This window comes from Flavobacterium enshiense (assembly GCF_022836875.1).
Classification (GTDB): domain Bacteria; phylum Bacteroidota; class Bacteroidia; order Flavobacteriales; family Flavobacteriaceae; genus Flavobacterium; species Flavobacterium enshiense_A.
This window is the reverse complement of record NZ_CP090376.1, coordinates 477,949-503,111: the sequence shown is the minus strand read 5'-3', so window position 1 is coordinate 503,111 and position 25,163 is coordinate 477,949. Positions and strand designations below refer to the sequence as shown.

General features: G+C 37.9%; 30 protein-coding genes. 29 read left to right on the top strand and 1 reads right to left on the bottom strand.

The genetic code is table 11. The features are described from left to right. The first annotated feature begins 19 nt into the window (after window positions 1–19). The 3 genes from LZF87_RS02310 (at window position 20) to pth (ending at window position 3,266) form a co-directional block, all read left to right on the top strand. Window positions 20–628: a 50S ribosomal protein L25/general stress protein Ctc gene (locus LZF87_RS02310; RefSeq protein WP_244341095.1), complete on the top strand. Its 609-nt coding sequence runs from the start codon at window positions 20–22 to the stop codon at window positions 626–628. 114 nt (window positions 629–742) lie between these two features. Continuing rightward, complete coding sequence (locus LZF87_RS02305) at window positions 743–2,359, top strand: hypothetical protein (RefSeq protein WP_244341092.1); 1,617 nt, start codon at window positions 743–745, stop codon at window positions 2,357–2,359. Window positions 2,360–2,651: 292 nt separating this feature from the next. Further along, on the top strand, window positions 2,652–3,266 hold the full coding sequence (gene pth / locus LZF87_RS02300; RefSeq protein ID WP_244343694.1) for an aminoacyl-tRNA hydrolase: 615 nt from the start codon (window positions 2,652–2,654) through the stop codon (window positions 3,264–3,266). 16 nt (window positions 3,267–3,282) lie between these two features. On the opposite strand, the gene LZF87_RS02295 is transcribed toward pth, so the two are convergent. Next, the gene (locus LZF87_RS02295) at window positions 3,283–4,542 is read right to left on the bottom strand and encodes an NAD(P)/FAD-dependent oxidoreductase (protein ID WP_244341090.1); all 1,260 of its coding nucleotides are present in this window, start codon (window positions 4,540–4,542) and stop codon (window positions 3,283–3,285) included. Between the two features lie 118 nt (window positions 4,543–4,660). Here LZF87_RS02295 and LZF87_RS02290 point away from each other — a divergent pair, with 118 nt between their 5' ends. The 26 genes from LZF87_RS02290 to LZF87_RS02165 all read left to right on the top strand — a co-directional run bounded on the left by LZF87_RS02290 (window position 4,661) and on the right by LZF87_RS02165 (window position 25,163). After that, entirely contained in the window at window positions 4,661–6,181 is a 1,521-nt protein-coding gene (locus LZF87_RS02290; RefSeq protein ID WP_244341088.1) for an HAL/PAL/TAL family ammonia-lyase, read from the top strand. Window positions 6,182–6,220: 39 nt separating this feature from the next. Then, on the top strand, window positions 6,221–7,039 hold the full coding sequence (locus tag LZF87_RS02285) for a hypothetical protein (protein ID WP_244341086.1): 819 nt from the start codon (window positions 6,221–6,223) through the stop codon (window positions 7,037–7,039). Window positions 7,040–7,204: 165 nt separating this feature from the next. Then, complete coding sequence (fabG, locus tag LZF87_RS02280; protein WP_244341084.1) at window positions 7,205–7,936, top strand: 3-oxoacyl-ACP reductase FabG; 732 nt, start codon at window positions 7,205–7,207, stop codon at window positions 7,934–7,936. A 70-nt stretch (window positions 7,937–8,006) separates the two neighbouring features. Further along, a complete protein-coding gene (locus tag LZF87_RS02275) occupies window positions 8,007–9,233 on the top strand; it encodes a beta-ketoacyl-[acyl-carrier-protein] synthase family protein (protein ID WP_244341074.1) in 1,227 nt (408 codons plus the stop codon). A 2-nt stretch (window positions 9,234–9,235) separates the two neighbouring features. After that, window positions 9,236–9,487 (top strand): acyl carrier protein, encoded by a 252-nt coding sequence (locus LZF87_RS02270; protein WP_244341048.1) that lies wholly within the window; start codon window positions 9,236–9,238, stop codon window positions 9,485–9,487. Between the two features lie 6 nt (window positions 9,488–9,493). Next, window positions 9,494–10,375, top strand: coding sequence for a lipid A biosynthesis acyltransferase (locus LZF87_RS02265; RefSeq protein ID WP_244341046.1), 882 nt, complete (start codon window positions 9,494–9,496; stop codon window positions 10,373–10,375). A gap of 152 nt (window positions 10,376–10,527) precedes the next feature. Next, on the top strand, window positions 10,528–11,430 hold the full coding sequence (locus LZF87_RS02260; RefSeq protein ID WP_244341044.1) for a dialkylrecorsinol condensing enzyme DarA: 903 nt from the start codon (window positions 10,528–10,530) through the stop codon (window positions 11,428–11,430). Window positions 11,431–11,447: 17 nt separating this feature from the next. After that, window positions 11,448–12,581 (top strand): beta-ketoacyl-ACP synthase III, encoded by a 1,134-nt coding sequence (locus LZF87_RS02255; protein ID WP_244341042.1) that lies wholly within the window; start codon window positions 11,448–11,450, stop codon window positions 12,579–12,581. Beyond that, window positions 12,581–13,015 carry a hypothetical protein gene (locus LZF87_RS02250; RefSeq protein WP_244341040.1) on the top strand — a complete coding sequence of 145 codons (435 nt, stop codon included), beginning with the start codon at window positions 12,581–12,583 and terminating at the stop codon, window positions 13,013–13,015. The genes LZF87_RS02255 and LZF87_RS02250 overlap by 1 nt, the downstream gene beginning before the upstream one ends. Window positions 13,016–13,018: 3 nt before the next feature. Beyond that, the gene (locus LZF87_RS02245; RefSeq protein ID WP_244341038.1) at window positions 13,019–13,480 is read left to right on the top strand and encodes an ABC transporter permease; all 462 of its coding nucleotides are present in this window, start codon (window positions 13,019–13,021) and stop codon (window positions 13,478–13,480) included. Further along, window positions 13,481–13,885, top strand: a complete 405-nt coding sequence (locus LZF87_RS02240; RefSeq protein WP_244341036.1) for a hypothetical protein — start codon at window positions 13,481–13,483, stop codon at window positions 13,883–13,885. After that, window positions 13,885–14,880, top strand: a complete 996-nt coding sequence (locus LZF87_RS02235; protein ID WP_244341034.1) for a BtrH N-terminal domain-containing protein — start codon at window positions 13,885–13,887, stop codon at window positions 14,878–14,880. The genes LZF87_RS02240 and LZF87_RS02235 overlap by 1 nt, the downstream gene beginning before the upstream one ends. 6 nt (window positions 14,881–14,886) lie before the next feature. Further along, on the top strand, window positions 14,887–15,642 hold the full coding sequence (locus LZF87_RS02230; RefSeq protein ID WP_244341032.1) for an ABC transporter ATP-binding protein: 756 nt from the start codon (window positions 14,887–14,889) through the stop codon (window positions 15,640–15,642). Then, window positions 15,632–16,918, top strand: coding sequence for an ABC transporter permease (locus LZF87_RS02225; protein WP_244341030.1), 1,287 nt, complete (start codon window positions 15,632–15,634; stop codon window positions 16,916–16,918). Before LZF87_RS02230 ends, LZF87_RS02225 begins: the two co-directional genes overlap by 11 nt. Beyond that, a complete protein-coding gene (locus LZF87_RS02220) occupies window positions 16,893–17,342 on the top strand; it encodes an acyl-CoA thioesterase (RefSeq protein ID WP_244341028.1) in 450 nt (149 codons plus the stop codon). Before LZF87_RS02225 ends, LZF87_RS02220 begins: the two co-directional genes overlap by 26 nt. Further along, window positions 17,312–18,478 (top strand): beta-ketoacyl synthase N-terminal-like domain-containing protein, encoded by a 1,167-nt coding sequence (locus LZF87_RS02215; RefSeq protein WP_413614296.1) that lies wholly within the window; start codon window positions 17,312–17,314, stop codon window positions 18,476–18,478. The genes LZF87_RS02220 and LZF87_RS02215 overlap by 31 nt, the downstream gene beginning before the upstream one ends. Before the next feature lie 2 nt (window positions 18,479–18,480). Then, on the top strand, window positions 18,481–19,071 hold the full coding sequence (locus LZF87_RS02210) for a 3-oxoacyl-ACP synthase (protein ID WP_319800049.1): 591 nt from the start codon (window positions 18,481–18,483) through the stop codon (window positions 19,069–19,071). A gap of 25 nt (window positions 19,072–19,096) precedes the next feature. After that, on the top strand, window positions 19,097–19,354 hold the full coding sequence (locus LZF87_RS02205; protein WP_244341026.1) for a phosphopantetheine-binding protein: 258 nt from the start codon (window positions 19,097–19,099) through the stop codon (window positions 19,352–19,354). A 67-nt stretch (window positions 19,355–19,421) separates the two neighbouring features. Then, window positions 19,422–20,612, top strand: coding sequence for a beta-ketoacyl-[acyl-carrier-protein] synthase family protein (locus LZF87_RS02200; RefSeq protein ID WP_244341017.1), 1,191 nt, complete (start codon window positions 19,422–19,424; stop codon window positions 20,610–20,612). Further along, a complete protein-coding gene (locus LZF87_RS02195; RefSeq protein ID WP_244341008.1) occupies window positions 20,612–21,673 on the top strand; it encodes a beta-ketoacyl synthase N-terminal-like domain-containing protein in 1,062 nt (353 codons plus the stop codon). Before LZF87_RS02200 ends, LZF87_RS02195 begins: the two co-directional genes overlap by 1 nt. Further along, the gene (locus tag LZF87_RS02190; protein WP_244341006.1) at window positions 21,667–22,443 is read left to right on the top strand and encodes a polysaccharide deacetylase family protein; all 777 of its coding nucleotides are present in this window, start codon (window positions 21,667–21,669) and stop codon (window positions 22,441–22,443) included. The genes LZF87_RS02195 and LZF87_RS02190 overlap by 7 nt, the downstream gene beginning before the upstream one ends. Beyond that, the gene (locus LZF87_RS02185; RefSeq protein WP_244341004.1) at window positions 22,433–23,056 is read left to right on the top strand and encodes a LolA family protein; all 624 of its coding nucleotides are present in this window, start codon (window positions 22,433–22,435) and stop codon (window positions 23,054–23,056) included. The genes LZF87_RS02190 and LZF87_RS02185 overlap by 11 nt, the downstream gene beginning before the upstream one ends. After that, window positions 23,022–23,663, top strand: a complete 642-nt coding sequence (locus LZF87_RS02180) for a hypothetical protein (RefSeq protein WP_244341002.1) — start codon at window positions 23,022–23,024, stop codon at window positions 23,661–23,663. The genes LZF87_RS02185 and LZF87_RS02180 overlap by 35 nt, the downstream gene beginning before the upstream one ends. A 2-nt stretch (window positions 23,664–23,665) precedes the next feature. Continuing rightward, window positions 23,666–24,298 (top strand): porin family protein, encoded by a 633-nt coding sequence (locus LZF87_RS02175; RefSeq protein WP_244341000.1) that lies wholly within the window; start codon window positions 23,666–23,668, stop codon window positions 24,296–24,298. A 6-nt stretch (window positions 24,299–24,304) separates the two neighbouring features. Beyond that, window positions 24,305–24,676, top strand: a complete 372-nt coding sequence (locus LZF87_RS02170; RefSeq protein WP_244340998.1) for a 3-hydroxyacyl-ACP dehydratase — start codon at window positions 24,305–24,307, stop codon at window positions 24,674–24,676. Window position 24,677: 1 nt separating this feature from the next. Next, a complete protein-coding gene (locus LZF87_RS02165; protein WP_244340996.1) occupies window positions 24,678–25,163 on the top strand; it encodes a hypothetical protein in 486 nt (161 codons plus the stop codon).

Sequence of the window (25,163 nt, the reverse complement as noted above, 5' to 3'; positions counted from 1 at the left end):
AATTTTTTAAATATTTCAAATGAAATCAATTACGATTAAAGGATCAGAAAGAGAAAGCGTGGGCAAAGCTTCAACGAAAGCGGTACGTAATGCTGGAATGGTTCCTTGCGTGTTATACGGAGGAGATCAGCCAGTACATTTTTCAGCTGAAGAAAAAGCATTTAAAGGTTTGGTTTACACTCCTAACGTACACACTGTTGTGGTTGAGTTAGAAAGTGGAAAATCATACAACGCTATTCTTCAGGACATTCAGGTACACCCTGTGTCTGACAAAATTTTACACATCGATTTCTATCAGTTACATGATGAGAAAGAAATCACTATGGAAGTACCAGTTAAAGTTACGGGAACTTCTCCAGGTGTATTATTAGGAGGTGTTTTACGTTTAAACCAACGTAAACTTAAAGTTAGAGCTTTACCTGCTAACTTACCTGACTTCGTAGAGGCTGATATTACTCCTCTTGAAATGGGTAACAAATTGTATGTGACTAAAATCCCTACAAACAACTTCAGATTATTACACCCAGACAACACTGTAGTTTGTCAGGTGAGAATCTCACGTGCTGCAATGAAAGCTGCTCAAGAAGCTGCAAAAGCAGAAAAAGGTGGAGGAAAAAAGAAAAAATAATTTCAATTTTTCGAAATATCAAAGAGTCCCGGTTTTTATCGGGACTCTTTTGTTTTGGATAACTAGCGAAAATGTTAAAATATTTATCTTTGGCAACCTTAAACCATATAATTAATGAAAAAACTATTTGTATTTCTAATCATTTGCGTAATCGGAATAAGTGGTTATGCCCAAAAAAAATCCGTTGAGGATTACTCCTATGAAGTGAGCAGTCCGTATAAAGTTTTTGACGCAAGAAATAAATTTTATCTCTCGAAAAATAACGAAGCAATTGCGTTAAAATTTGACAGGGCTAATGTAATGATCCAAAAATTCAGCATCGACAAGCCCTCACTTATTAAAGAGAAAAGATATGAAGCCTTTTTTCCGAAAAACTATTCTGTGGAAACCATTTTGGAGTTGAATAACAAATATTATTTTTTCTTTTCTTCTTGGGATGGAGATATGGAGAAGGAACAAATGTTTTCCGTGGAAATTGATTTCGCAGCAGGAGAGTTTGTTGGTGCTCCAAAATTAATGTTGCAGGTAGAAGGTAAGGTGACAGGAAGTTATACTTCTCCATTTAGTATTGGTGACAAGTTCAATCTTATAGCATCTCAAGATAAGAAAAGTCTGTTAATTAAGTATACCAAAAAGTCCCTGATTAAGGATAAGTCGCAATACGCAGCTATTGTCGGGTTATATAAATATGATGGCGATCTGAATAAAATTTCTGGAAATGAAATCACTATGCCTTACAAGCAGATTATGATGAAAGATTTGGATTATATGTTGGACAATGCAGGGAATATTTACGTACTGACCAAAGTTTTTCATGACAATACTGAAGAAAACAGGAAAGAGGGGGAGCGTATGCCTAACTACCATGCGGAATTGTTTGTAATTCGATCTGGTTCGACTAACATTGCAATTTCAAAACTAGACAACAAAAACAAATTCATTACAAAACTTGTGTTTGTGGGTACAGACAAAGACTATCAGCTTTGTGCAGGATATTATAATAACGGAAGTCAACAGGACGAAAGTTCGGATACGTCCTTTATTGAAGGAGTAGTTTCTTTCAAAATAAAACCTGATGGGGTTATTTATGATCATGTTTTGCATGAGATCCCATTGGAGGTAATTACCCAATATGAAAACAAAGTAATTCGAAAAGAAAAGGAAGAATCTAAGAAGGAGTGGGGCAGTGTAGTAATAGGGCTGATTAAACTTAATGATATTGTTTTGGATACTGATGGTGATTTGCTATTGGTGGGCGAACAACAATATTACTCTCGTCCATATGGAAATGGTAACGCAACTTACAAATATGATAATATCATAGTGTCTAAGATTAAAGCGAATGGTGAATTGGCATGGATGAAGAAAATCCCAAAACTTCAATATAGCAGTCATGGAAAAGGAGGTATGTCCTATAAATACATAAAGGGAAATGAAAACCATTATTTTGTGTTTTTGGATGATGAAAAAAATCTGAATCCTATTCCGGATCAAGAACCAGAGATATATTCGGATAGTGCTAAAAAAGATTGTCGTCTAATGGTGGCTAGACTTGATGATCATGATGGTTCGTTAAGTAAAAAAATGGTGTTGGATATGCAGGCGGTGAACAATTACGAACTAGAACAATTCGCTGTTAATAGGGTTTTTTGTGCGAGTGACGCTTTGTTTATGTTTGAAGCATATAAAAACAAGAAAGAAGATGTCATGGTGAAAGTTATGTTGAATTAAGACTATCTAACAGAAATGAGCCCTTGAATTTATTCAGGGGTTTTTTATGTTGAATCGGTTGTAACCTTATATAGTTTACCGTTGCTAAGCTGACTCTTTCTTCGGGGCTAATGGAGCAGCTTTTTGGTCTTTTTTGGAAAGGTTTTGTATTTCCACTACTTTTGCTCCATGAAATGAGTATTTTTTAAAATACGAATTCCATATGCACATTCAACAAAAACAGAACTCGCATATGAAATGGCTGACACAATTATTTAAAAAAGAAAAAACAGTTACAGATACGATCGATCCCATGAAATCGGAGATTCTGCGAACTCCACAAAACAATATAAAAGAAGTGAGCAAAAAGTTTTTAATTGTCGGTTTAGGCAATATCGGCGCCGAATATGTAAACACCCGACACAATATCGGATTCAAAGTCGTGGATCATTTGGCCAAACAGGAAAGCGTTTCTTTTGAAACCGTAAAATTAGGAACGTTGGCCGAATGCAAAATCAAAGGCAGAACCCTTTTGCTGCTGAAACCGAACACCTACATGAACCTGAGCGGGAAAGCACTTCAGTACTGGATGGAAAAAGAAAAAATTGCCAAGGAAAACGTATTAGTAATTACCGACGATTTGAATTTACCCTTTGGAACCATCCGCATCAAACCCAAAGGAAGCGACGGTGGACATAATGGTTTAAAAAGCATACAACAAATTTTAAATTCGGCGGATTATCCCCGTTTTCGTTTTGGAATCAGCGATGAATTCAAAAAAGGAAAACAGGTGGATTATGTCCTTGGGGAATGGGACGATCAGGAGAAGGCCGCTTTACCGGAGCGTTTGGATATTGCGGTTGAAGCAGTGAAATCATTCGCCTTGGCTGGTTTAGGAAATACGATGAGCGACTTTAACGGAAAATAAAATATAAAAACCCGGATTATTCCGGGTTTTTTGATGATTGTTCTTTTTCAAGATTTAATAAGTAGGCCATGTTTTTAATGACGCTATCATGTTTTTTTACAAAAGGATTCTCCTGGTCCCAGACATAACCGGCTAAAACTGCACATATTTTTCTTTTTACATCCGGGTTTTCTGGTTGGTGGAAGAATAACGTCTGAAGGTTTCCGGTGTACCATTCTTTTACATAGGTGGTGAAAACGCCGATACCGCTTTTCATGTATTCCGTGAATTCGGTTTCCCAATCTATTTTTTCGCCTTTCAGCTGACGGTGTACCAATTTTGCGGATAACATTCCGGATTCCGTGGCAAAAGCTACTCCGGAAGAGAAAACAGGGTCCAAAAACTCAGAGCTGTTTCCGGTCAATGCAAACCCTTCGCCATACATTTTCTTTACCGAGCGAGAATAATTTTCCAATTTTACCGGTTCGAATAAAAATTCCACACCGCCAAAACGTTTTATATAATAATCCGATAATTGGATAGCGTTTTTTAAGGCTTCCGCATTGTCTTTGTTTTCGGAAAGCGAATTGATAAAGGTCGTAGGGCCTACAACTCCTAAACTGGTGTTTCCGTTAGAGAAAGGAATTACCCACAGCCATACTTCCGTTTCCAGAATGTCAAAAGAAATCAAAGTGCCTTCTTCTCCTTCCGGACGGTTAATGTCTTTTACGTGTGTGAATATAGAGGAGTGTGGATCTAATTTGGAAGGAGTATCCAAATCTAATAAACGCGGTAAAACACGTCCGTATCCGCTGGAATCAATAATGAATTTCGCGTGAATTTCCTTGATATTGCCGTCTTTGTCTTTAACGGTGGTTATAGAGTCGCTTCCGTTGAATTTAACATCCAGTACTTCACTTTCAAACTCCAAATCAATTCCTTTTCGGATCACTTCCTGAGCCAAAGTGTTATCGAAGTCGGCTCTTGGTACCTGCCAGGTCCAATCCCAGCCTTCTGAAAATTTATTACTGAAGTCAAATACGCAGATTTCTTCTCCCCGGATAAAACGCGCACCCAATTTTTTCTCGAAATTCATGGCGTCGAGCGCGGGGAATAAACCGGCTTCGTCAAAATGATCCATTACTCTAGGAATAAGGCTTTCACCTACTACCAAACGTGGGAATTTTGTTTTTTCAACCACCTTAACTTTTGTGCCGTTATTGTGTAAATAAGATGCTGAAACACAGCCAGAAGGACCGGCTCCGATAACGAGTACATCAACGAATTCCTGTTTCATATTTTTCTTTTTTCTTTATGGGAATATGTTACCTTTGCAAGCGTTCAAATGTAAATACATAAATTCAATTTTTAAATAAAAAATTGCTTATTATATCTAAGCAAAAAAAGAGCCTTTAATGAGTACTATAAACGAATATTTAAGCCTGGAAGAATTCGCTGGAATTGTGTTTAAAAACAATAAAGTTGATGTTAGTGATGCGGTGATAAGCAGAGTAGAAGCCAGTTTTAATTTTTTAAAAGAATTTTCAGGTAATAAAGTAATTTATGGTGTGAATACCGGTTTCGGGCCAATGGCTCAATACCGTATTAAGGATGAGGACAGGTTGCAGTTACAATATAATTTAATCCGAAGCCATTCTTCGGGTACCGGAAAACCTTTGAGTCCGGTTTGTGTAAAATCAGCCATCTTAGCTAGATTGAACACGCTTTCATTGGGGAATTCAGGTGTTCATCCGTCGGTAATTCATTTAATGAAAGAATTTATCAACAGGGATATTACACCGCTTATCTTCGAACATGGCGGAGTTGGTGCCAGTGGTGATTTGGTTCAATTGGCTCACTTGGCTTTAACGCTGATTGGTGAAGGAGAGGTTTTTTATAAAGGAGAACGCCGAGCGACCAAGGAAGTTTTCGAACTGGAAAATCTGCAACCGATCAATGTGGAAATTCGCGAAGGACTTGCATTGATGAACGGAACATCCGTAATGACCGGAATCGGAATCGTGAACGTACACAATGCGGAAAAGGTTTTGGACTGGGCCATAAAATGTTCTTGTGCAATTAATGAAATAGTTCAGGCTTACGACGACCATTTGTCGGCTGAATTAAATAACACGAAACGTCACTTCGGGCAACAGGAAATCGCCAAAAGAATGCGCGATAACCTTGCCGACAGTACGTTGGTAAGAAAAAGAGAAGATCACCTTTACACGGGAGAAAACACCGAAGAAGTGTTCAAGGAAAAGGTTCAGGAGTATTATTCGTTGCGCTGTGTGCCTCAGATTTTAGGTCCGGTTCTGGATACTATAAATGCGGTAGCCGATGTGATGGAAAATGAGATCAACTCTGCTAATGACAACCCGATTGTGGACGTGAAGAATCAGCATGTTTACCATGGTGGGAATTTCCACGGGGATTATATTTCGCTTGAAATGGATAAGCTGAAGTTGGTTATCGCTAAACTGACTATGCTGGCAGAGCGTCAGTTGAATTATTTGCTGAATTCTAAATTGAATGAGATACTTCCTCCGTTTGTGAATTTAGGGACGTTAGGGTTTAACTTCGGGATGCAGGGCGTTCAGTTTACGGCAACGTCAACAACGGCGGAAAGCCAGATGCTGTCAAATTCCATGTATGTGCACAGTATTCCAAATAACAATGACAATCAGGATATTGTAAGTATGGGTACCAATGCGGCAGTGATTACAGGAAAAGTAATTGAAAATGCCTTTGAAGTTTTGTCCATCGAATTAATAACGATTGTTCAGGCGATAGATGCTTTAGGGTATAAGGATCAGGTTTCTTCAGTAACGCGAAAAATGTATGATGAAGTGCGAAATATTATTCCTGAATTCAAAGAAGATCAGGTAATGTATCCGTTCGTACAACAAGTGAAAGATTATTTGATAAATAACTAACTTTTTAATCTGGCAAAAGATAATAAACTAATAAAAAAAATGAAATTAAAAATTATCATAATAGTTCTAATATTTTCATCAATTGCGAATGCACAGAAATACATGAAGATTGATTCATTAGAAGTTAGTGCAGAGGATCAAACTGGCAAAAGACCTAACTTTAATGTTTTTAGTATTAAGAGTCATATTAATACAATTACTTACGGAGCATCTTCAATAAAAAAGACGATTGTTAATAAAAAGAAAAGAGAAGGGAATTTATTAGAAACACAGGCAAAAGTTAATTTAATCAAAAAAACTTATAATGATTCTGAGCATTATCCTGCAAAAATTATTGATGGTTGGCATTCAATTGTCGCTACTGATAGTTATAACTATTGTGCTCCTGCAAAAGTGTTGATAAAAAACAATGAAATTAAAGAATTTGTAATTGATAATTGGGCCCGAATGTCGATGTCATTTAATGTTCTATCGGCTATTAAAAAAGGGAAGGGTTTGATTAGTGTTGATTTTGAAGGGGAAACAGTAACTTTAGAATTATATTTTACAAATGATTTAGAGCAGCCCTCAGTAGTTGACAAACCTTTAGATTCAGGTTTTATTTCATTTTGGTGTGATTCAAAAAAAATAAAAGAAGTAAAAGTATTCTTAGATAAAAAATATTACGGAGAACTTGGTGAAGCATTTGCTTCTCAACCTCAATGTTCTGCCGCTGGAGTAGTTACTATAGAAGTTAAACCTGGGAGGCATCGTTTTACCGCTGCTGGTAAGGGTACTATTAATTGGGAAGGTGATGTTGAAGTTAAAGAAAATCTTTGTTTAAGTTATTTATTAAATAGCGATAATAAAAAAGAATAGTTTGATTTACATGTGTTTAGACTTCATCTTGTTTTTAAATGTTTGTCCCTTTTTTTAGAACTTCATTTTTTGCTAGTTGAAAAAATGGGATTTTCTTAAGCTGAGAGGGGAAGTGTGACGAAATCTATGTGAAGTAAAGCTGAATTGTTTCAAAAATAAAGAACTATGAAATGTGCTCTAATCACAGGTGGCTCCCGTGGAATCGGAAGTGCTATCTGTCAAAAATTAGCTGAAAATAAAAAGTATCATATATTAATTAATTATCAGTATAATCAGGAAGCTGCCGAAAAAACTTTGGAAGAAGTGGTTAAAAAGGGAGCGACCGGAGAGATAATTCAATTTAATGTCTCCGATGCGGAAGAAGTTAAAAATGTATTGACTGCCTGGCAGGAAGCTAATCCCGATGCCGTGGTGGAAGTTATTGTAAACAATGCCGGAATCACACGTGACGGTTTGTTCATGTGGATGTCGCATGAGGATTGGAACAATGTTATAAACACCAGTTTGAACGGCTTTTTTAATGTAACAAATTTCTTCATTCAGAGAATGTTGCGTAATAAATATGGTCGTATTATAAATATGGTTTCCGTGTCGGGAGTAAAAGGGACGGCAGGACAAACGAATTATTCAGCTGCGAAAGGCGCCGTGGTTGCGGCTACCAAGGCTTTGGCTCAGGAAGTGGCAAAGCGTAATATAACGGTTAATGCCGTGGCGCCGGGCTTTATCCGTACGGATATGACCAGTCAGCTGGATGAAAAAGAATTAATTAAAATGGTACCGGCCAATCGTTTTGGAGAAGCCGAAGAAGTAGCCGAATTAGTAGGCTTTTTGGCTTCCGATAAAGCAGGTTACATTACCGGAGAAGTTATTAATATTAACGGAGGAATTTATTCGTAACTATTCAGTTAATCTGAAAATGAGTTGTTTACAGGTTTTAGCCTAAATTTGGATTCACAGAAATAATAAAATGAGCAGAAGAGTTGTAATTACCGGGATGGGAATTTATTCCTGTATTGGAACTTCAATAGAAGAGGTGAAACAATCACTTTATGAAGGGAAATCGGGAATCGTGTATGATGAGGAAAGAAAAGAATTTGGTTTTCAGTCGGCCATAACAGGCATGGTTCCGAAACCAAATCTGAAAAACCTGTTGAATCGTCGTCAGCGCATTAGCGTTGGTGAAGAAACCGAATATGCTTATATGGCTACCATAGAGGCATTGAAAAACGCTAAGATTGAAGATAGTTTTTTCGACGAAAACGAAGTGGGAATCCTATACGGAAATGATAGTGTTTCCAAGTCGATTATTGAAGCTACAGATATTATACGTGATAAGAAAGATACCGCTTTAATTGGTTCGGGAGCGATTTTTAAATCGATGAACTCAACCGTTACCATGAATTTGTCTACTATTTTTAGATTACGAGGCGTGAATATGACCATAAGTGCTGCCTGTGCGAGTGGATCACATTCTATAGGACTTGGGTTTTTGTTAATCCAAAGTGGGATGCAGGATATGATTATTTGCGGAGGTGCTCAGGAAATCAACAAATATGCTATGGCCAGTTTCGATGGTTTGGGTGTTTTTTCCACTAACGAAGCAGAGCCCGCTAAAGCATCACGCCCTTTTGATTCCGGTCGTACCGGATTGGTGCCAAGTGGAGGAGCTGCGACATTAATCATTGAAAGTTATGAGTCGGCGGTAAAACGCGGTGCTCCCATAATAGCCGAAATTATCGGATATGGTGTTTCTTCTAACGGAGGTCATATCTCGACTCCAAATGTTGAAGGGCCTGCTGCTGCCATGCGTCGAGCTTTGGAACAGGCAGGTATTCAGCCGCATGAAGTAGATTATATCAATGCGCATGCAACGTCAACACCACTTGGGGATGCAAACGAAGCTAAAGCTATCTATGAAGTTTTTGGTGACAGTAACCCTTACGTAAGTTCAACAAAATCGATGACGGGCCACGAATGTTGGATGGCAGGCGCCAGTGAGGTGATTTATTCTGCTATTATGATGCAAAATGATTTCATAGCTCCTAATATCAATTTCGAAAATCCTGACGAGGATTCTAAAAAGTTAAATATTGCGACTAAGACTGTAAATAAAAATTTTGACATATATTTGTCGAATTCTTTTGGATTTGGTGGGACAAATTCAGCAGTTGTGGTTAAAAAATTTAAAGAATAGTTATGAGTACCGATTTGATTTTAGAGAAGATTAATGAAATTTTTGTTGATGAGTTTGAAGTAGATGCCGACATTATCTCCCCAGAATCAAACCTTAAAGATACATTGGGTTTAGACAGTTTGGATTATGTTGATTTGGTTGTGGCAATTGAGTCTAATTTCGGTGTAAAGCTGGGAGAAGCTGATTTTGCAGGAATTTCTACATTTAATGATTTTTATAAACTGATAGAGACTAAAATCCAGAATAAGAAATAATGCGCTATGAGTCAATGGGATGGTAAGTCTAAAGGGACTCTTTTAGGGTATAAAATATTTGTTTTTTGTATAAAAAAGCTCGGAATCAAAGCGGCTTATTCTGTTTTGGTTTTTGTAGCTTTTTATTATTTTATATTCGAACGGAATTCCAATCGGGCAATGTTTTATTACTTCCAGAATCGACTTGGGTATTCCTTTTTTAAATCGAAAGTAATGGTTTATAAAAGCTATTTTACTTTCGGTCAGACACTGATTGATAAAACAGCAATTGCCGCCGGTTTACGTGATAAATTTACCTATGAGTTTGACGGGATTGAATTGCTGCGAGAACTTTTGGCTGAGAAAAAAGGAGGCGTTTTAATCAGTGCACACCTTGGGAATTTTGAAATAGCCGACCGTTTTTTCGAGGAAATCGATTTTGATTGCCAAATCAATCTGGTAACTACAGACATGGAACATTCTCAGATAAAAGAGTATCTGGAAAGTGTTACAAAGAAATCTTCCGTTAAATTTATTGTAATTAAAGAAGATCTGTCTCATATCTTCGAAATTAACAATGCGCTTTCAAAAAATGAACTGATATGTTTTACCGGAGACCGCTATTTTGAAGGAACCAAATACATGACAGAAACGCTTTTGGGAGCGGAAGCCAATTTTCCAGCGGGCCCGTTTTTGATTGCTTCCCGTTTAAAAGTTCCGGTTGTTTTTGTTTACGTAATGAAAGAACCGAATCTTCATTATCATCTTTATGCCCGAAAAGCTGATGTTAAACAACGCGACGAAAAAGGACTTTTAAAGGCTTATACTGAAAGCGTTGAGGGTATGCTTCTGAAATATCCTTTACAGTGGTTTAATTACTTTATGTTCTGGAACCAACCTGAAAAATAAAACAGGTCTTTATGAAATTTATTCAGGATTTCAGTCGGTTTTTTATTTTGATTCCTCACCAAATAAAATACTTATTTTTACAGCCCGAAAGTTAATGCAGGTTGAATTTTAAATAAGTCTGCATTGTCCTTTAGTCTATATATCAAAGACCTATGAAAAACGTACTCGTAGTTTATTATTCACAGTCAGGGCAATTGGAAGAAATTGCGCGAACCGTCGCGAAACCTTTGTTGGAGGATTCTGAAGTTTCAGTCACTTTCTGTCCCATCGTATTGGAAAAATCATTTCCTTTTCCATGGGAAAAAGAAGCTTTTTTCGATGCTTTTCCCGAGTCGTTTCTTCAGGTTCCGTCTAAAATTGTAACGCCTTCTGAGGAGGTTTTGGCTAAAAAATACGATTTGGTACTTTTGGCTTATCAGGTTTGGTATTTATCACCTTCCATTCCGGTAAATTCTTTTCTCAAAAGCGACTTTGCCAAACGATTATTAGAAAGTACACCCGTGGTTACGGTTATAGGTTGTCGTAATATGTGGGCTTTGGCACAGGAAAAAATGAAAAAACTGTTACAGGAAGCCGGTGCAAAATTAGTGGGTAATGTGGTGTTGGTAGACAGACATATCAATCACATCAGTGTTATAACTATCGTAAAATGGATGTTTTCGGGAGAGAAAAAGAAGTATTTGGGGGTTTTTCCGAAGCCAGGAGTTTCAGAAAAAGACATTAAGGAATCTTCAAAATTCGGAAAAATCATTTTAAAGTACCTGAAAAGTAATTCGTATACCGATTTACAGACAGATCTTGTCGCAAAAGATGCTGTCGAAATTCGCCCATTTTTAATTGAAATGGATAAAAAAGCCAATAAAATGTTCAAAATTTGGGCTAATTTAATAATCGGAAAGACCGATTCACGTCCGGCTTGGCTTAAGGGCTTTAATATTTATTTGTTGGTGGCAATTTGGGTAATGTCACCAATTGTCTATATCTTGCACCTTTTTACATATCCTTTGAAATTCGCCAAAAGAAGAAAAGAAAAAGCCTATTTTCAGGGGGTTTAAAAGAATTATGGAATACTATGTTTGAAGTCTACATAACAAAATCCGGGAAATATTTGCCTAACGAAGTGGTTTCGAATGACGAAATGGAAACGTTTCTTGGATTAATAAATAATACTGCCTCAAAAGCCAGAAGAATAATCCTTAGAAATAACGGAATTTCTTCTCGCTACTATGCATTAGACAGGGAAGGAAAACCTACTCATACCAATGCCCAACTGACTAACAATGCGATAAATACCCTTTTTGATGCTACTTTTACGGCCAATGATGTAGAACTGCTTTCATGCGGAACATCTACGCCAGATACGTTATTGCCATCGCATGCGGCCATGGTGCACGGATTGATGAAAAATAAATCCGTAGAACTGAATTCGTCTTCCGGAGTTTGCAATGCGGGGATGAATGCTCTTAAATTTGGGTATCTTTCCGTAAAATCGGGAAACACTAAAAATGCCATTTGTTCCGGTTCGGAGAGGGTGTCAACGTGGATGCTTGCCGGAAAGTTTCAAAACGAAGTTTCAAGCCTAAAAAGCCTTGAGGAACAACCAATAATTGCCTTCAAAAAAGATTTTTTACGTTGGATGTTGTCTGACGGCGCTGCAGCTTTTTTACTTGAAAATAAACCCAGAGGTAAAAATTCTTTAAAGATTGAATGGATGGAAGCCTTTTCCTATGCACATGAATTGGAAACCTGTATGTATGCGGGCGGCGATAAGCTGGAAAATGGCGAAATCAAGCCTTGGAGTGATTACAGTTCCACCGAATGGTTGTCTGAGTCAATTTTTTCAATCAAACAGGATGTGAAACTTCTCGATAGCTATATTCTTGAAAAAGGCGCTGAAAGTATGAAGGCTGCCATGGATAAAAATAATGTCACGGCAGAAGATATAACCTATTTTCTTCCCCATGTTTCTTCCCATTATTTTGTGGAAGGATTGGCTAAATCACTTGCTGAAAGAGGGATTGAAATTCCAAGCGAAAAATGGTTCATGAACCTGAAAAAAGTGGGTAACGTGGGTTCAGCATCTATCTATCTGATGTTGGAAGAATTAATGAATTCCGGAAAACTGGTTAAGGGCGATAAAGTAATGTTGTCGGTACCTGAAAGCGGACGATTCTCATATTCTTATGCTTATTTAACCGTATGCTAATGGAATATGTACTTCCTATATCGGATAAAGTTTTTGTCGGTAACCTTATACCGCAAAAATTCCCATTTGTGATGGTGGATAAATTACTGTCTTTTTCAGAAAATGAAGTGATAGCAGGTTTAACTGTTACTGCAGATAATATTTTTGTAAGGGGAGATTTGTTTCAGGAATCCGGCGTTATTGAGCATATGGCGCAATCCGTAGCTTTGTATACCGGTTATCAGTTTTATTTAAAAAACGAACCGGCCCCAACAGGGTACATAGGTTCGATAAAGTCGATTGAGATCACCTCTTTGCCTAAATTAGGTGATACGATTGTAACTACAGTGAATGTGCTTCATGAATTCATGGGGGTTACACTGGTCGATATAGTGACGAAAATAGATGATAACGAGATAGCCCGCGGGCAGATGAAAACGGTTTTGGCATCCTAAATAATGGAACAGTTCGAAAATGTAATCGATATAAAATTGTTTTTACCGCATCGTGAACCGATGCTGATGGTTGATTATATATTAGAGCTGACCCCGACTGAAGTTAAAACGATTTTTGAAATAAAAAATGACAATCTTTTTGTTGCCGATGGCTTTTTTTCGGAAACAGGACTTGTTGAAAACGGAGCACAGACTTGTTCTTCCATTGTCGGGCAATTCTTTTTTTTAGATGAAAACCAACAGGTAAAAGAAGGTGTCGAAGTAATCGGTTTTATCAGCGGCATAAAGAAAATAACAGTATATGAATTGCCAAAGGTTGGAAGTATCATTACAACCAATGGCGTTTTGCTTTCCCGTTTTGATACAGATGAATACAGTATTGGTACGATGGTGTGTCATACGTTTTGTGAGGAAGCACTGCTTTTCGAAGCAGAAATAAATTTATTCATTCAGGAGAAAAGATAAATGAAGAAGGAAGAAGTACCGCAGGACAAAAGCAATCTTTCAAAAAGCAATATGAAAGAGCTTTGTTATGCAACCGACGAAAACGGGAATTATACCACAGCTTTAAGTTCGGGATGGGAGCCAAAGACGATTGCTCTTGAAAATTCCATTCAGGATATCAATGAAAGAGTGGAAGAAGCCAAAAATGATGTAAAAGCAGGGATTTCCAGTCCGATTGTATATTTTATGGAAGTGCATAAAATGGATTGGAATATTTTGGCAAGTTATGTGGGTATGTGGGTTTGGCGTGTGAAACGTCATGGAAAACCCACGGTATTTAAAAAATTGAATGATAAAATTATGGCGAAATACGCTGAAGCCTTCGAAATTTCAGTGGAAACGCTAAAAAACTATAAAGGAGACTAATGGAAACCAATTTCATCCATCATCAGTCCGCACACTGCGAAAACGGAGTAGCCTCCAATTTGCTTAAGCATCACGGAATCAATATCAGCGAACCGATGGTTTTCGGTATTGGATCCGGACTTTTCTTTTTCTTTCTGCCGTTGCTGAAGGTAAATCATGCACCGGCAATCAGTTATCGTCCCATGCCTGGTTCTATTTTCAATAAAGCGGCCAAGCGATTGGGTATTAAAGTAAAAAGAGTAAAATTTTCCAATCCGCAATCGGCGCAAAAAGCGTTGGAGGAAAATCTAGATAACAAGATACCGTCAGGATTACAGGTTGGTGTTTATAATTTAACCTATTTTCCGGACGAATACCGCTTTCATTTCAATGCACACAATCTGGTTGTGTATGGAAAAAATGAAGATACTTTTTTAATCAGCGACCCGGTAATGGAAACCGTTACGACGTTGACCGAAAAAGAATTGGAGAAAGTACGTTTTGCCAAAGGAGCTCTGGCACCTAAAGGACAAATGTATTACCCGACTGTAATTCCGGAGAATATCGACTGGGAAACTGCCATCAGAAAAGGGATAAAAAATACCTGCAACGATATGTTGGCTCCTATGCCGATTATTGGCGTAAGAGGAATGCGATACGTAGCAAGCAGTATCCGAAAATGGCCTGTTAAAAAAGGTGCCCGAGTAGCGAATCATTATTTGGCTCAGATGGTACGCATGCAGGAAGAAATCGGTACCGGAGGCGGTGGTTTCAGGTTCATTTATGCGGCTTTTCTTCAGGAAGCTTCCGTTATTCTTAAAAATGATGCGCTAAAGGAACTTTCTATTGAAATGACAGCTATTGGGGATCAATGGCGTGATTTTGCAGTAAACGCTGCGCGAGTTTATAAAAAGAGAAGCAATCAGGCAGATGTCTATAACAGCTTGGCTGATGAACTGCTTCAATTGGCTGATCTAGAAGAAGCTTTTTTTAAAAAACTTAAAAAAGCAATTTAAGTCTTTATGAATGAGCCGATAATACATATCACCGAACTTTACAAGAAGTACAAAGAGGCCGATGATTTTTCAGTGAACAACCTGAGTCTGTTGATTGAAAGAAGCGAAATCTTTGGTTTGCTGGGACCTAACGGAGCTGGTAAAACCACGCTGATTTCAATGCTATGCGGACTAATAAAACCAACTTCCGGAAAGTTTACGATTGACGGACTCTCATACGACAAAAATGCCACTCTAATTAAGGAAACAATTGGTGTTGTTCCTCAGGAATATGCTTTGTATCCAACGTTGACGGCACGTGAAAACCTGCGTTACTTTGGAAGTATGTATGGTTTGAAAGGTAAAAACCTGCACGATAAAGTGGATGAGGCACTGGAACATTTGGGCTTGTTAAAATTTGCAGGTAAAAGAATAGAAACTTTCTCTGGAGGAATGAAGCGACGTGTAAATCTGATAGCCGGAATATTACACGAGCCTTCGGTTTTGTTTTTAGACGAGCCTACCGTCGGAGTTGATGTACAATCCAAAAACGTTATCATCGACTATCTGAAAGAACTCAATTCAAAAGGAACTACCATCATTTATACCTCACACCATTTGTCGGAAGCTCAGGATTTCTGCAGTCATATTGCCATCATCGACAGAGGGAGGATTTATGCCCAGGGAGCACCAAACGAGTTAATTTCAAATACGCCCAATGCTCATAATCTTGAAGACGTGTATATTTCATTAACCGGTAAAGAACTACGCGATGATGTATAAGTTTTTAATGTCGGTTCAAAAAGAAATACTTCTGCTGAGAAGGGATTTGGGCGGATTGGTAATCTTGTTCGTGATGCCATTGGTCTTAATTGTTACCATTACCTTAATTCAGGACAGCACTTTTAAATCGGTTACCGAAAGTAAAATTCCAATACTTTTGGTGGATAACGATAATGGCGAAATATCCAAAACGGTAAAATCCAGTTTAAACGAAAGTGGTTCTTTTGAAATTGTTACGGAAATAAAAGGAGCTGCCTTAACCGAAGCAACGGCAAGGGAAGCTGTTTTTAAAGGAAAATACCAATTGGCGATTGTCATCCCCGAAAAATTAAGTGTTGATCTGGAAAAGAAAGTAACCCAGAATGTAGAAGACATCGTCAGCAAATTCGGTTTGGAAGACACTATTTCGAAAGCTGAAAAAGAAAAGGCTGTCAAGACAAAGGAAATCAAGATGTACTTTGATCCGGCAACTCAACTTACTTTTAAAAATGGGGTGAAAAGCGCCATCGACAAAATGATATCCCAAGTTGAAACGAAATCTATTTACAAAGCATTTCAGGATCAGTTGGGAGAAGAAGGAGAGCCTATTTTCGAACAGGAAAACTTCATCACCTTCAAAGAAATAGTTCCTAAAGTGGACAATAAAGAAATCCTTCCTAATTCGGTACAGCATAATGTTCCGGCGTGGTCATTGTTTGCGATATTTTTTATCGTGGTGCCGCTTTCGATCAACATCGTAAAGGAAAAAGGGCAGGGAACCCAAATCCGATTGATCACAAATCCGGTTCCGTATGCCGTTGTCATTGCAGGGAAAACCGCTACCTATCTGATAATCTGTATGATTCAGTTTTTGCTTATGGTGGCCGTTGGGGTTTATCTTTTTCCTTACTTAGGACTGCCTGTTCTGGAAATTGAAGGCAAACTGATTTTAATGAGTGTTGTCGCACTTTTTTCAGGTTTGGCTGCGATCGGATTCGGTATTTTATTGGGAACTGTTGCAAAAACACAGGAACAATCGGCACCGTTCGGGGCAACATCTGTTGTTATTTTGGCGGCTATCGGGGGTGTTTGGGTCCCGGTTTTTGCCATGCCGAAAATCATGCAGTTCGTATCGCACATCTCACCCATGAATTGGGGATTGAACGCATTTTACGATGTGCTGTTGCGCAACGGAGGTATTGTCGAAATCCTTCCGGAAATTAATTTATTACTTTTGTTTTTTATACTTACAATAACCATTGCAATCGTCTATGATAAAAAGAAAAGAGCAGTATAAGGAAGCGGCGGAACTTACGGTTACCCAGGAAATTCGTGTTCGTTTTAACGAAACGGATCCATTGGGAATTGTATGGCACGGTTATTATATCACCTATTTCGAAGATGGCCGAGAGGCGTTTGGCCGAAAACACGGCATTTCTTATTTGGATGTTGACAAACACGGCTATACGACACCAATCGTTAAGTCATCTTGCGAACATAAATTGTCACTACGTTATGGCGATGTGGCTCGCATTGAAACCACTATAGTAGATTCGCCTGCGGCTAAAATGATTTTCAGATACAAGATTTACGATGCTAATAATGAAATTGCCTGTACAGGAGAAACAGTTCAGGTATTTGTAGATGAAACGGGAACATTATCGTTAAATCTTCCTCCTTTTTTTGAAGAATGGAAGCGAAAAGTAGGCTTGCTGAAGTAATGGCGAAGAATGTTTATATAACCGATACCAATTGCATTACTCCTTTAGGGTTTGATGTTGCATCAAATTGGGAAGCATTACTGAAAGGGCAATCCGGAATTCAGCGGTTTGAGAAATTGGGCATGCTGAAATCGTTTTATGCTTCTGTTGTAAATTCCGATGAGATTGATGCGGCTTTTGCTCCGATTTCAAACGAGAATCATTTCACCAAACTGGAAAAAATGCTGATTTTGGCATTGGCGCCGATAATCGGAAATTATACGATTACAAACAAAACAGCTTTTATATTTTCAACAACTAAAGGAAATATTGAGTTGTTAGAAGATAAAAATAATACTGTCGAAGCGGCTCATTTAGCTGTTTTGGCAAAAAAAATCAGTTCATTTTTCGGATTTTCTACGGAACCGATTGTGGTTTCCAATGCCTGTGTGTCGGGAGTTTTAGCGATTGCGGTTGCCAAAAGAATGATTCAGGCGGGCGCATACGACAATGCTTTTGTGGTGGCCGGAGATGCGGTTTCGGAGTTTGTTTTGTCGGGATTCAATTCCTTCCAGGCGATGAGTGAAGTGCCTTGTAAACCTTACGATGAAGAAAGAAACGGTGTGACACTGGGAGAAGCTACAGCAGCAGTTTACCTGACAGCAATAGGAACAGAAGTTCGTCCGGGAGCCGTTAAGGTTATTGGGGATGGAGCAGTTAATGACGCTAACCATATTTCAGGGCCATCGCGTACCGGTGAGGGATTGTTCCGAAGTATCGAAAGCGCTTTCACGGAAGCCGGCATGGCTAAAGAAAAATTGGACTATATTTCGGCCCACGGAACAGCAACACTTTACAACGATGAAATGGAAGCGGTGGCATTCAACCGATTGGGAATCAACAAAGTTTCCGTGAATAGTTTGAAGGGATTTTACGGACATACGCTTGGAGCATCGGGACTTTTAGAAACAGTAATAGCTATTGAAAGTACCAGGAATAATCAGCTGATTGCTTCAAAAGGTTTTGCTAAAATGGGGGTTTCACAGCCTATTTCGGTTATTACCAAAAATGAAGAAAAGGAAATTAATTGCTTCCTGAAAACAGCCTCAGGTTTTGGCGGGTGCAATACCGCTGTTTTATTTGAAAAAGTAGTTTAAATTTGCAGACAAAAAATTACATATCAGGTCATTGCGTAATCGAAAACAACTCGGTTATGGTTAATGGCGTGAAACAATTTGAATTGGAGCATGTTCCTTTTTCGGAATTTGCAAAAGCGGCCTATAAAAATTTCAACATGGATTATCCTAAGTTTTTCAAAATGGATAATCTGAGTAAACTGGCCTTTTTGGCTTCGGAAATTATTTTGGGGAGCAAGGTAAAAGAAGGAGAGGATAATAATATTGCGTTGGTGTTCGCCAATAAGTCCTCCAGTCTGGATACCGATGTCAAGTACCAGGGCTCAATTGCAGACAAGGAGAATTATTTTCCGAGTCCGGCAGTTTTTGTGTATACCTTACCGAACATTTGCATCGGCGAGATCAGTATCAGACACAAATTGCAGTCCGAAAATGCTTTTTTTGTTTTTGAGGATTTCAATGCGGAATTTATGACCAATTACGCAAACGGGCTTTTGGCAACAAACAAAGCGGATAAAGTGTTGTGCGGCTGGGTGGAATATTATCAGGAAAATTACAAAGCAATCCTTTATATGGTTGAAAAACAAGGGGATTTGAACATAATAAAGAAATAGTAAATACATTATACAATAAATAATCATGGAAGCATTAAAGCAGGAGTTAAAGGGGAAAATTATTGAAGTTTTAAATTTGGAGGACATTGCTGTTGAAGAAATTAACGATAACGACGCTCTTTTTGGAGATGGTTTAGGATTGGATTCTATTGATGCTTTGGAATTAATTGTACTGTTGGATAAAGATTACGGAATCAAATTGACCGATCCGAAAGCAGGAAAAAGCATTTTCCAGTCAGTTGAAACAATGGCAAGCTATATTACAGAAAACAGAACAAAATAATTTAATTCAGGTTTGTCAGACAGCCTCGCAAACCTGAATCAATAATTTAATAATCCGGATAGTTCAGATGAAAGTTGCAATAACAGGGATGGGGATAATCTCTTCGATTGGAAACAATGTCGAAGAGAATTATGCTGCTTTGATAAGCGGTAAAACCGGGATTTCTTCTATAGAAAATTTTGACACGGCCCATGCTGCTGTTATCAAAGTCGGGGAAATTAAAAAAAGCAACCAGCAGTTAGCGCAACAATTGGGACTTCCCGCTGACAATGATTTTTCCAGAACATCGATGTTGGGTGCCATAGCGGCACAACAGGCACTGGAAAATGCCGGAATTAAAGATTGCAACGAATACAGAACAGGGTTGGTTTCGGCGACGAGTGTGGGCGGGATGGACATGACTGAAAAATTCTATTACGATTATTTTGAAGATGAATCTTGCAGAAGATACATTACCAGTCACGATTGTGGAGAAGTCACTCATAAAATAGCCGAACACATTGGCCTGAAAGGATTGGTAACTACGGTAAGTACAGCCTGTTCTTCGGCGGCAAATGCCATTATGATTGGTGCCCGCCTTATTCAATCCGGACAGTTAGACCGTGTAATTGTTGGTGGAACCGATGCTTTGGCTAAATTCACCATCAACGGTTTCAAAACCCTGATGATTTTATCGGATACCTATAACACGCCTTTTGATAACAATCGCAAAGGATTGAATTTAGGCGAAGCCGCCGCTTTTTTGGTTTTGGAATCGGATGCGATGGTTCAGAAAGCGAATAAAAAAGTTCTGGCATATGTTTCCGGTTTTGGTAATGCCAACGATGCCTACCATCAAACGGCTTCTTCGGAAAATGGGGAAGGCGCTTTTCTGGCCATGCAAAAAGCATTGAAAATGTCGGGTTTAAATGTATCTGACATCGATTATATCAACGCACACGGAACGGCAACACCCAATAACGATTTATCGGAAGGGCGAGCTATACTTCGGGTTTTCGGTGAGAATGTTCCGGAATTCAGTTCGACTAAAGGATTCACCGGACATACATTAGCCGCAGCAGCTGCCATTGAAGCGGTTTACAGTGTTTTGGCATTGCAGAACAATGTTGTCTTTCCGAACCTGAATTTCAAAACCCCAATGGAAGAATTTGATTTGATTCCGCAAACAACGCTGAAAGAAAAATCGATTTCGCATGTACTTTCCAATTCTTTTGGATTTGGAGGGAATTGTTCAACCGTATTATTTTCTAAAAACTGATGAAGACTTGTTATATCAACGGGACAGGATGTATTTCAAATCAAAATACTTTTGAAACGGAATTTTTATCGGAAGTAACGATCAATACTACGGAGAACGTGATTTACGCCAACCAGCCTTCATATAAGGAATTTATTTCTCCTGGGGCTAGCCGTCGCATGGCAAAAGGGGTGAAAATGGGAATTGCTGCTTCTTCCAAAGCACTGAAAGAGGCAAATGTTGAGATACCAGAAGCCATTATTATCGGAACCGGAATGGGTTGCGTTGAAGATTCCGAAAAGTTCCTGAAATCCATCTTGGATAACAAAGAAGAATTTCTGACACCAACATCGTTCATTCAATCGACCCACAATACAGTTGGAGGTCAAATCGCATTGGGATTACAGTGTAAAGGCTATAATTTTACGTATGTAAATGGTGCGGTATCTTTTGAGACGGCTTTGATGGATGCTAAAATGCAGATTGAAAATAATGAAGCCGAAAGTATTCTTGTAGGAGGAATTGATGAAACCGGAGCTTATACCTTATCGCTTCACAAGTTGATTAATTTGGTTAAGTCGGAAGAAGATAAACCTTATTCGGTTTTAAATTCTGATTCAAAAGGGATTGTCCACAGTGAAGGAGCGGGTTTTTTTGTGTTGGAAAACGAGAAAAAGGAAAGCTCTTATGCTTCGGTTGAGGCGGTTTCCTTGCAGAGTTCTTTGGATGCAGAAGAGGTTTCTGATTTTATCGCCAACTTTTTGGAAACTAATAATTTGAAAATATCCGATATTGACGCTGTTGTATTAGGAAACAATGGAGATATAGAATTTGATAATTATTATGATGTTTCAAATTCTCTTTTTGAAAAAACTCCTCAGGTATATTACAAACATTTAAGCGGTGAATACAACACTGCCTCGGCATTTGGTTTTTGGACGGCTGCGAATATTATTAAAAATCAGAGTATTCCTGAAACTGTGAGTATGAATGCTCTAAAAAGTGAGACATACAATACGCTTTTGCTGTACAACCAGTATCGCGGAAAAGACCATAGCTTAATCTTACTCAAAAAATGCTAAAACATAAAAATACACTTCTTTTTTTCGTTTCTGCATTTGCTGTTCTTTCCGTTTTAAGTTTTTATATTGATCTGAAATGGTGGAGTTTTCTGCCGTTTTTTGCTTTTTGGGTGGGGCTGACCATTTTCGGGTCGTGGAATATTAAAACAGGTTATTTCGTAAAAAGCTATTGTAGTAATCCAGCTGAAAAGAATCTGAAAATAGCCATTTCATTTGATGACGGACCGCACCCGATGACTGAAAAAGTTCTTGATTTGCTAAAGAAATACAATGCAAAAGCCACTTTTTTCTGCATTGGAAGTCAAATTGAAAAGCACCCCGATATTTTTAAACGAATTTTGGCAGAAGGTCATGTTGTTGGAAATCACTCGTATTCCCATTCGAATCGTTTCGGGTTTTTTTCGACTCAAAAAGTTGTCGATGAACTTGTTCAGACCAATGCAATCATAGAACGTATTTCGGGTAAGAAAGCATTGTATTTCCGTCCGCCTTTCGGTGTGACGAATCCCAATATAGCCCGAGCTGTTGCCAAGACAAACCAATATGTTATCGGATGGAATAATCGCTCTCTCGATACCGTTATTGAAGACGAAACGAAGATTCTGGAAAGAATTAAAAGCAGAATTGCGCCCGGCGGGATTATTCTGCTGCATGACACTTCGTTAAAAACGGTGAATGTTTTGGAACAGTTATTGTTATTTTTGCAGTCAAAAAAGTATGAATGTGTAACCATTGATGCTTTGTTAAACATCCCAGCGTATGAAAACTAGAATTTTTTTAATGTTGCTTTTGATTGTCAACACTGTTTTTGCCCAGGAAAAGAAAATGTCAGCGGCAGAAATTGATGTTTTTAAGGCAATAGTTGAAAAAGAAACCAAAAACATAAAAACATTAAAAACGGATTTTATACAGTACAAACACCTTGATTTTTTATCGAAAGATATTGAAACTTCAGGGAAAATGTATTTTAAACAACCCAATTGGCTTAATTGGCAATACACGAAACCATATCAATACAGTATTGTTTTTAAGAACAACAAAGTATATATCAACGATCAGGGGAATAAAAGCACTGTAGACGCGAACAGTAAGATGTTCGAAAAGATTAATAAGCTGATTATTGGCAGTGTAAGTGGGAATATGTTTGATGATAAGGAGTTTTCGATTGCTTATTTTAAAAACAAAGAGTCATTTATCGCCAAACTGACACCCAAAACGGCAACCATCAAGAAGTACATCCAACAGGTGGATTTGTATTTCCCAATGAATGATACAACCGTTTCCCAAGTGAAATTAATTGAACCTTCTGGCGATTTTACCCGTATCGTATTCAAAAACAAACAGATAAATGCCAAAGTCGATGATTCGGTTTTTACTAATTAGTTCTTTCTCGGTTCTTCTTTTTTCGTGTAAACCGTATGAAATTACTAATGCAGTTAAAAAAGAAACTTCAATAAAGGAATTCCAAAACCAATATTTTGCCAATCCGGAAATGGATTATGTCTATAAAGCGCATATTGATGTCTATGGGAATGAGCTTAGTGGTATTTTTATCGCTAAAAGAATAAATGATTCAATCCACAGAGTCGTTTTTACAACTGATTTCGGTAATAAGTTGCTCGATTTTGAACTGTCGGAAACCGATTTTAAAGTGAATTACATAATGGAGGATTTAGACAAGAAAATGGTTGTAAATACTTTAAGGGATGATTTCAGGTTATTGCTGAGAGTAGATTATTCGATAGTGGAATCACTTGATAATGAGGAATACTATATTTACAAATCAGCAGATAAAAAACGATTTAATTACTTTTTCGTCAATAAAACTGATGGAAAACTGGTAAAATTGATTAATGCTTCAAAGTGTAAGGAAAAAGTTGTCTTCGAATTTGCCTCAGAAAACAGTACTTTTGCGGAAAATATTACAATTCTCCATAAAAACATTAAACTAAAGATAGAACTTAATCAAATCAGTAATCAATCAAATTAAAAATGAAAAAATTATTTGCTACAGTCTTGCTGTGTTTCTTTGGATTAGCTCAGATGAATGCTCAGGTAACTGTTAAACCAGGTCTTAAGGGAGGTGCAACATTTTCAAAGTTTACAAACACCAACTCGGATTTTGTAACTGATTTCTATGTAGGCGCTTTTGCGGCAATTAAGTTGGCTAAATTTTATACACTTCAACCGGAATTGCTTTATACGGCACAAGGATCTGAAGTAAGACATAGAAACTTCGATCCTATGAATGGTCTGAATACTTTTAGCGAAAAGAAGTATTCATTGGATTATTTGTCTATGAGTGTTGTCAATAAATTTAGTTTCGGACACGGGTTCGAAGCGGTTGTAGGGCCAACTTTAGATTTTCAGGTAGGCGATAATTTTGAATGGCCTCTTAGTGAAGACCTTATTGGGTTTGATATGGGAATCGTTGGAGGAATCGGATATTCTCTTCCGAATGGTCTGACTTTTGAAGCGCGTTACAAACAAGGATTTATTGATATTTTTGGTGCTGAGTATTATGATGAATATGATGTTGACGGAAACGGAAATTTTGATGACATTTACTTAAATCAGGTTTTCCAACTGGGTATTTCATATACATTTGATGTAAAACAAAAATAAAGACTTATGTTACTAAAGGATTTTTATACCGTTCAAAAATTAGAGAATGTTTCGGAGGGGAAATATGATGCTGTCGTGTCTCTAAATCGGCAACATGATATTTTTAAAGGACATTTTCCAGGGAATCCTGTAACGCCCGGAGTTTGCATGATGCAGATAGTTAAAGAGCTTACCGAGGAAATCCTGGGAAGTTCTTTGTTTATGGCAAATTCGTCCAATGTCAAATTTATGGCGCTTATCAATCCGGACATCAATCCGGTATTACGATTGGAGCTGGAAATTTCAGGTGATTTGGAAACCGGGATAAAAGTGAAAAATACCACGAGTTTTGATGATACAGTCGCATTAAAACTCACCAATACTTATAAAAAAGCATAATTTGAAACTTCTGTTTTACATAGCAGCCATTTTTTTTTCGTTGCTTGCCCAAGAATTGCCTGAGGTAAGGGAAAGCTACTATGCGGCGTCAAAATCTAAGCAAAATTCCGAGAAGTTTCACGCGATGCTTTCCGGATACAACAAAAACAATGCGACCTTGCTGGCCTATAAAGGAGCTGCTATCGTACTTAAATCCAGATATGCTCCCAAAGCAAAGCAAAAGAAAGAATTGCTTGTGGAAGGGGTAACCATTTTGGAGAAAGCATTGAAATCCGAACCGACTAATGCTGAAATTCGCCTTATACGTCTCAGTATTCAGGAAAATACTCCTAAAGCATTGAAGTATAAAGGAAATATCGAAGAGGATAAAAAACTGATTATTAATTCTTTTGATAATCAATCAAAAGAGGTGAAGGAATGCATTAAAAAATACGTTAAGCAATCGGCAGTTTTTTCCGAAAACGAAAAAAAGCTGATTTTAAAATAA

Bases quoted from the DNA above. Each gene is read 5' to 3' on its own strand.
- fabG (WP_244341084.1), top strand. From the start codon at position 7,205: ATGAAATGTGCTCTAATCACAGGTGGCTCCCGTGGAATCGGAAGTGCT.
- LZF87_RS02290 (WP_244341088.1), top strand. From the start codon at position 4,661: ATGAGTACTATAAACGAATATTTAAGCCTGGAAGAATTCGCTGGAATT.
- LZF87_RS02260 (WP_244341044.1), top strand. From the start codon at position 10,528: ATGAAAAACGTACTCGTAGTTTATTATTCACAGTCAGGGCAATTGGAA.
- LZF87_RS02215 (WP_413614296.1), top strand. From the start codon at position 17,312: ATGGAAGCGAAAAGTAGGCTTGCTGAAGTAATGGCGAAGAATGTTTAT.
- LZF87_RS02270 (WP_244341048.1), top strand. From the start codon at position 9,236: ATGAGTACCGATTTGATTTTAGAGAAGATTAATGAAATTTTTGTTGAT.
- LZF87_RS02240 (WP_244341036.1), top strand. From the start codon at position 13,481: ATGAAGAAGGAAGAAGTACCGCAGGACAAAAGCAATCTTTCAAAAAGC.
- LZF87_RS02185 (WP_244341004.1), top strand. From the start codon at position 22,433: ATGAAAACTAGAATTTTTTTAATGTTGCTTTTGATTGTCAACACTGTT.
- LZF87_RS02205 (WP_244341026.1), top strand. From the start codon at position 19,097: ATGGAAGCATTAAAGCAGGAGTTAAAGGGGAAAATTATTGAAGTTTTA.
- LZF87_RS02230 (WP_244341032.1), top strand. From the start codon at position 14,887: ATGAATGAGCCGATAATACATATCACCGAACTTTACAAGAAGTACAAA.
- LZF87_RS02175 (WP_244341000.1), top strand. From the start codon at position 23,666: ATGAAAAAATTATTTGCTACAGTCTTGCTGTGTTTCTTTGGATTAGCT.
- LZF87_RS02245 (WP_244341038.1), top strand. From the start codon at position 13,019: ATGGAACAGTTCGAAAATGTAATCGATATAAAATTGTTTTTACCGCAT.
- LZF87_RS02285 (WP_244341086.1), top strand. From the start codon at position 6,221: ATGAAATTAAAAATTATCATAATAGTTCTAATATTTTCATCAATTGCG.
- LZF87_RS02310 (WP_244341095.1), top strand. From the start codon at position 20: ATGAAATCAATTACGATTAAAGGATCAGAAAGAGAAAGCGTGGGCAAA.
- LZF87_RS02170 (WP_244340998.1), top strand. From the start codon at position 24,305: ATGTTACTAAAGGATTTTTATACCGTTCAAAAATTAGAGAATGTTTCG.
- LZF87_RS02250 (WP_244341040.1), top strand. From the start codon at position 12,581: ATGGAATATGTACTTCCTATATCGGATAAAGTTTTTGTCGGTAACCTT.
- LZF87_RS02235 (WP_244341034.1), top strand. From the start codon at position 13,885: ATGGAAACCAATTTCATCCATCATCAGTCCGCACACTGCGAAAACGGA.
- LZF87_RS02200 (WP_244341017.1), top strand. From the start codon at position 19,422: ATGAAAGTTGCAATAACAGGGATGGGGATAATCTCTTCGATTGGAAAC.
- LZF87_RS02305 (WP_244341092.1), top strand. From the start codon at position 743: ATGAAAAAACTATTTGTATTTCTAATCATTTGCGTAATCGGAATAAGT.
- LZF87_RS02195 (WP_244341008.1), top strand. From the start codon at position 20,612: ATGAAGACTTGTTATATCAACGGGACAGGATGTATTTCAAATCAAAAT.
- LZF87_RS02295 (WP_244341090.1), bottom strand. From the start codon at position 4,542: ATGAAACAGGAATTCGTTGATGTACTCGTTATCGGAGCCGGTCCTTCT.
- LZF87_RS02225 (WP_244341030.1), top strand. From the start codon at position 15,632: ATGATGTATAAGTTTTTAATGTCGGTTCAAAAAGAAATACTTCTGCTG.
- LZF87_RS02180 (WP_244341002.1), top strand. From the start codon at position 23,022: ATGCCAAAGTCGATGATTCGGTTTTTACTAATTAGTTCTTTCTCGGTT.
- LZF87_RS02255 (WP_244341042.1), top strand. From the start codon at position 11,448: ATGTTTGAAGTCTACATAACAAAATCCGGGAAATATTTGCCTAACGAA.
- pth (WP_244343694.1), top strand. From the start codon at position 2,652: ATGAAATCGGAGATTCTGCGAACTCCACAAAACAATATAAAAGAAGTG.
- LZF87_RS02190 (WP_244341006.1), top strand. From the start codon at position 21,667: ATGCTAAAACATAAAAATACACTTCTTTTTTTCGTTTCTGCATTTGCT.
- LZF87_RS02220 (WP_244341028.1), top strand. From the start codon at position 16,893: ATGATAAAAAGAAAAGAGCAGTATAAGGAAGCGGCGGAACTTACGGTT.
- LZF87_RS02275 (WP_244341074.1), top strand. From the start codon at position 8,007: ATGAGCAGAAGAGTTGTAATTACCGGGATGGGAATTTATTCCTGTATT.
- LZF87_RS02265 (WP_244341046.1), top strand. From the start codon at position 9,494: ATGAGTCAATGGGATGGTAAGTCTAAAGGGACTCTTTTAGGGTATAAA.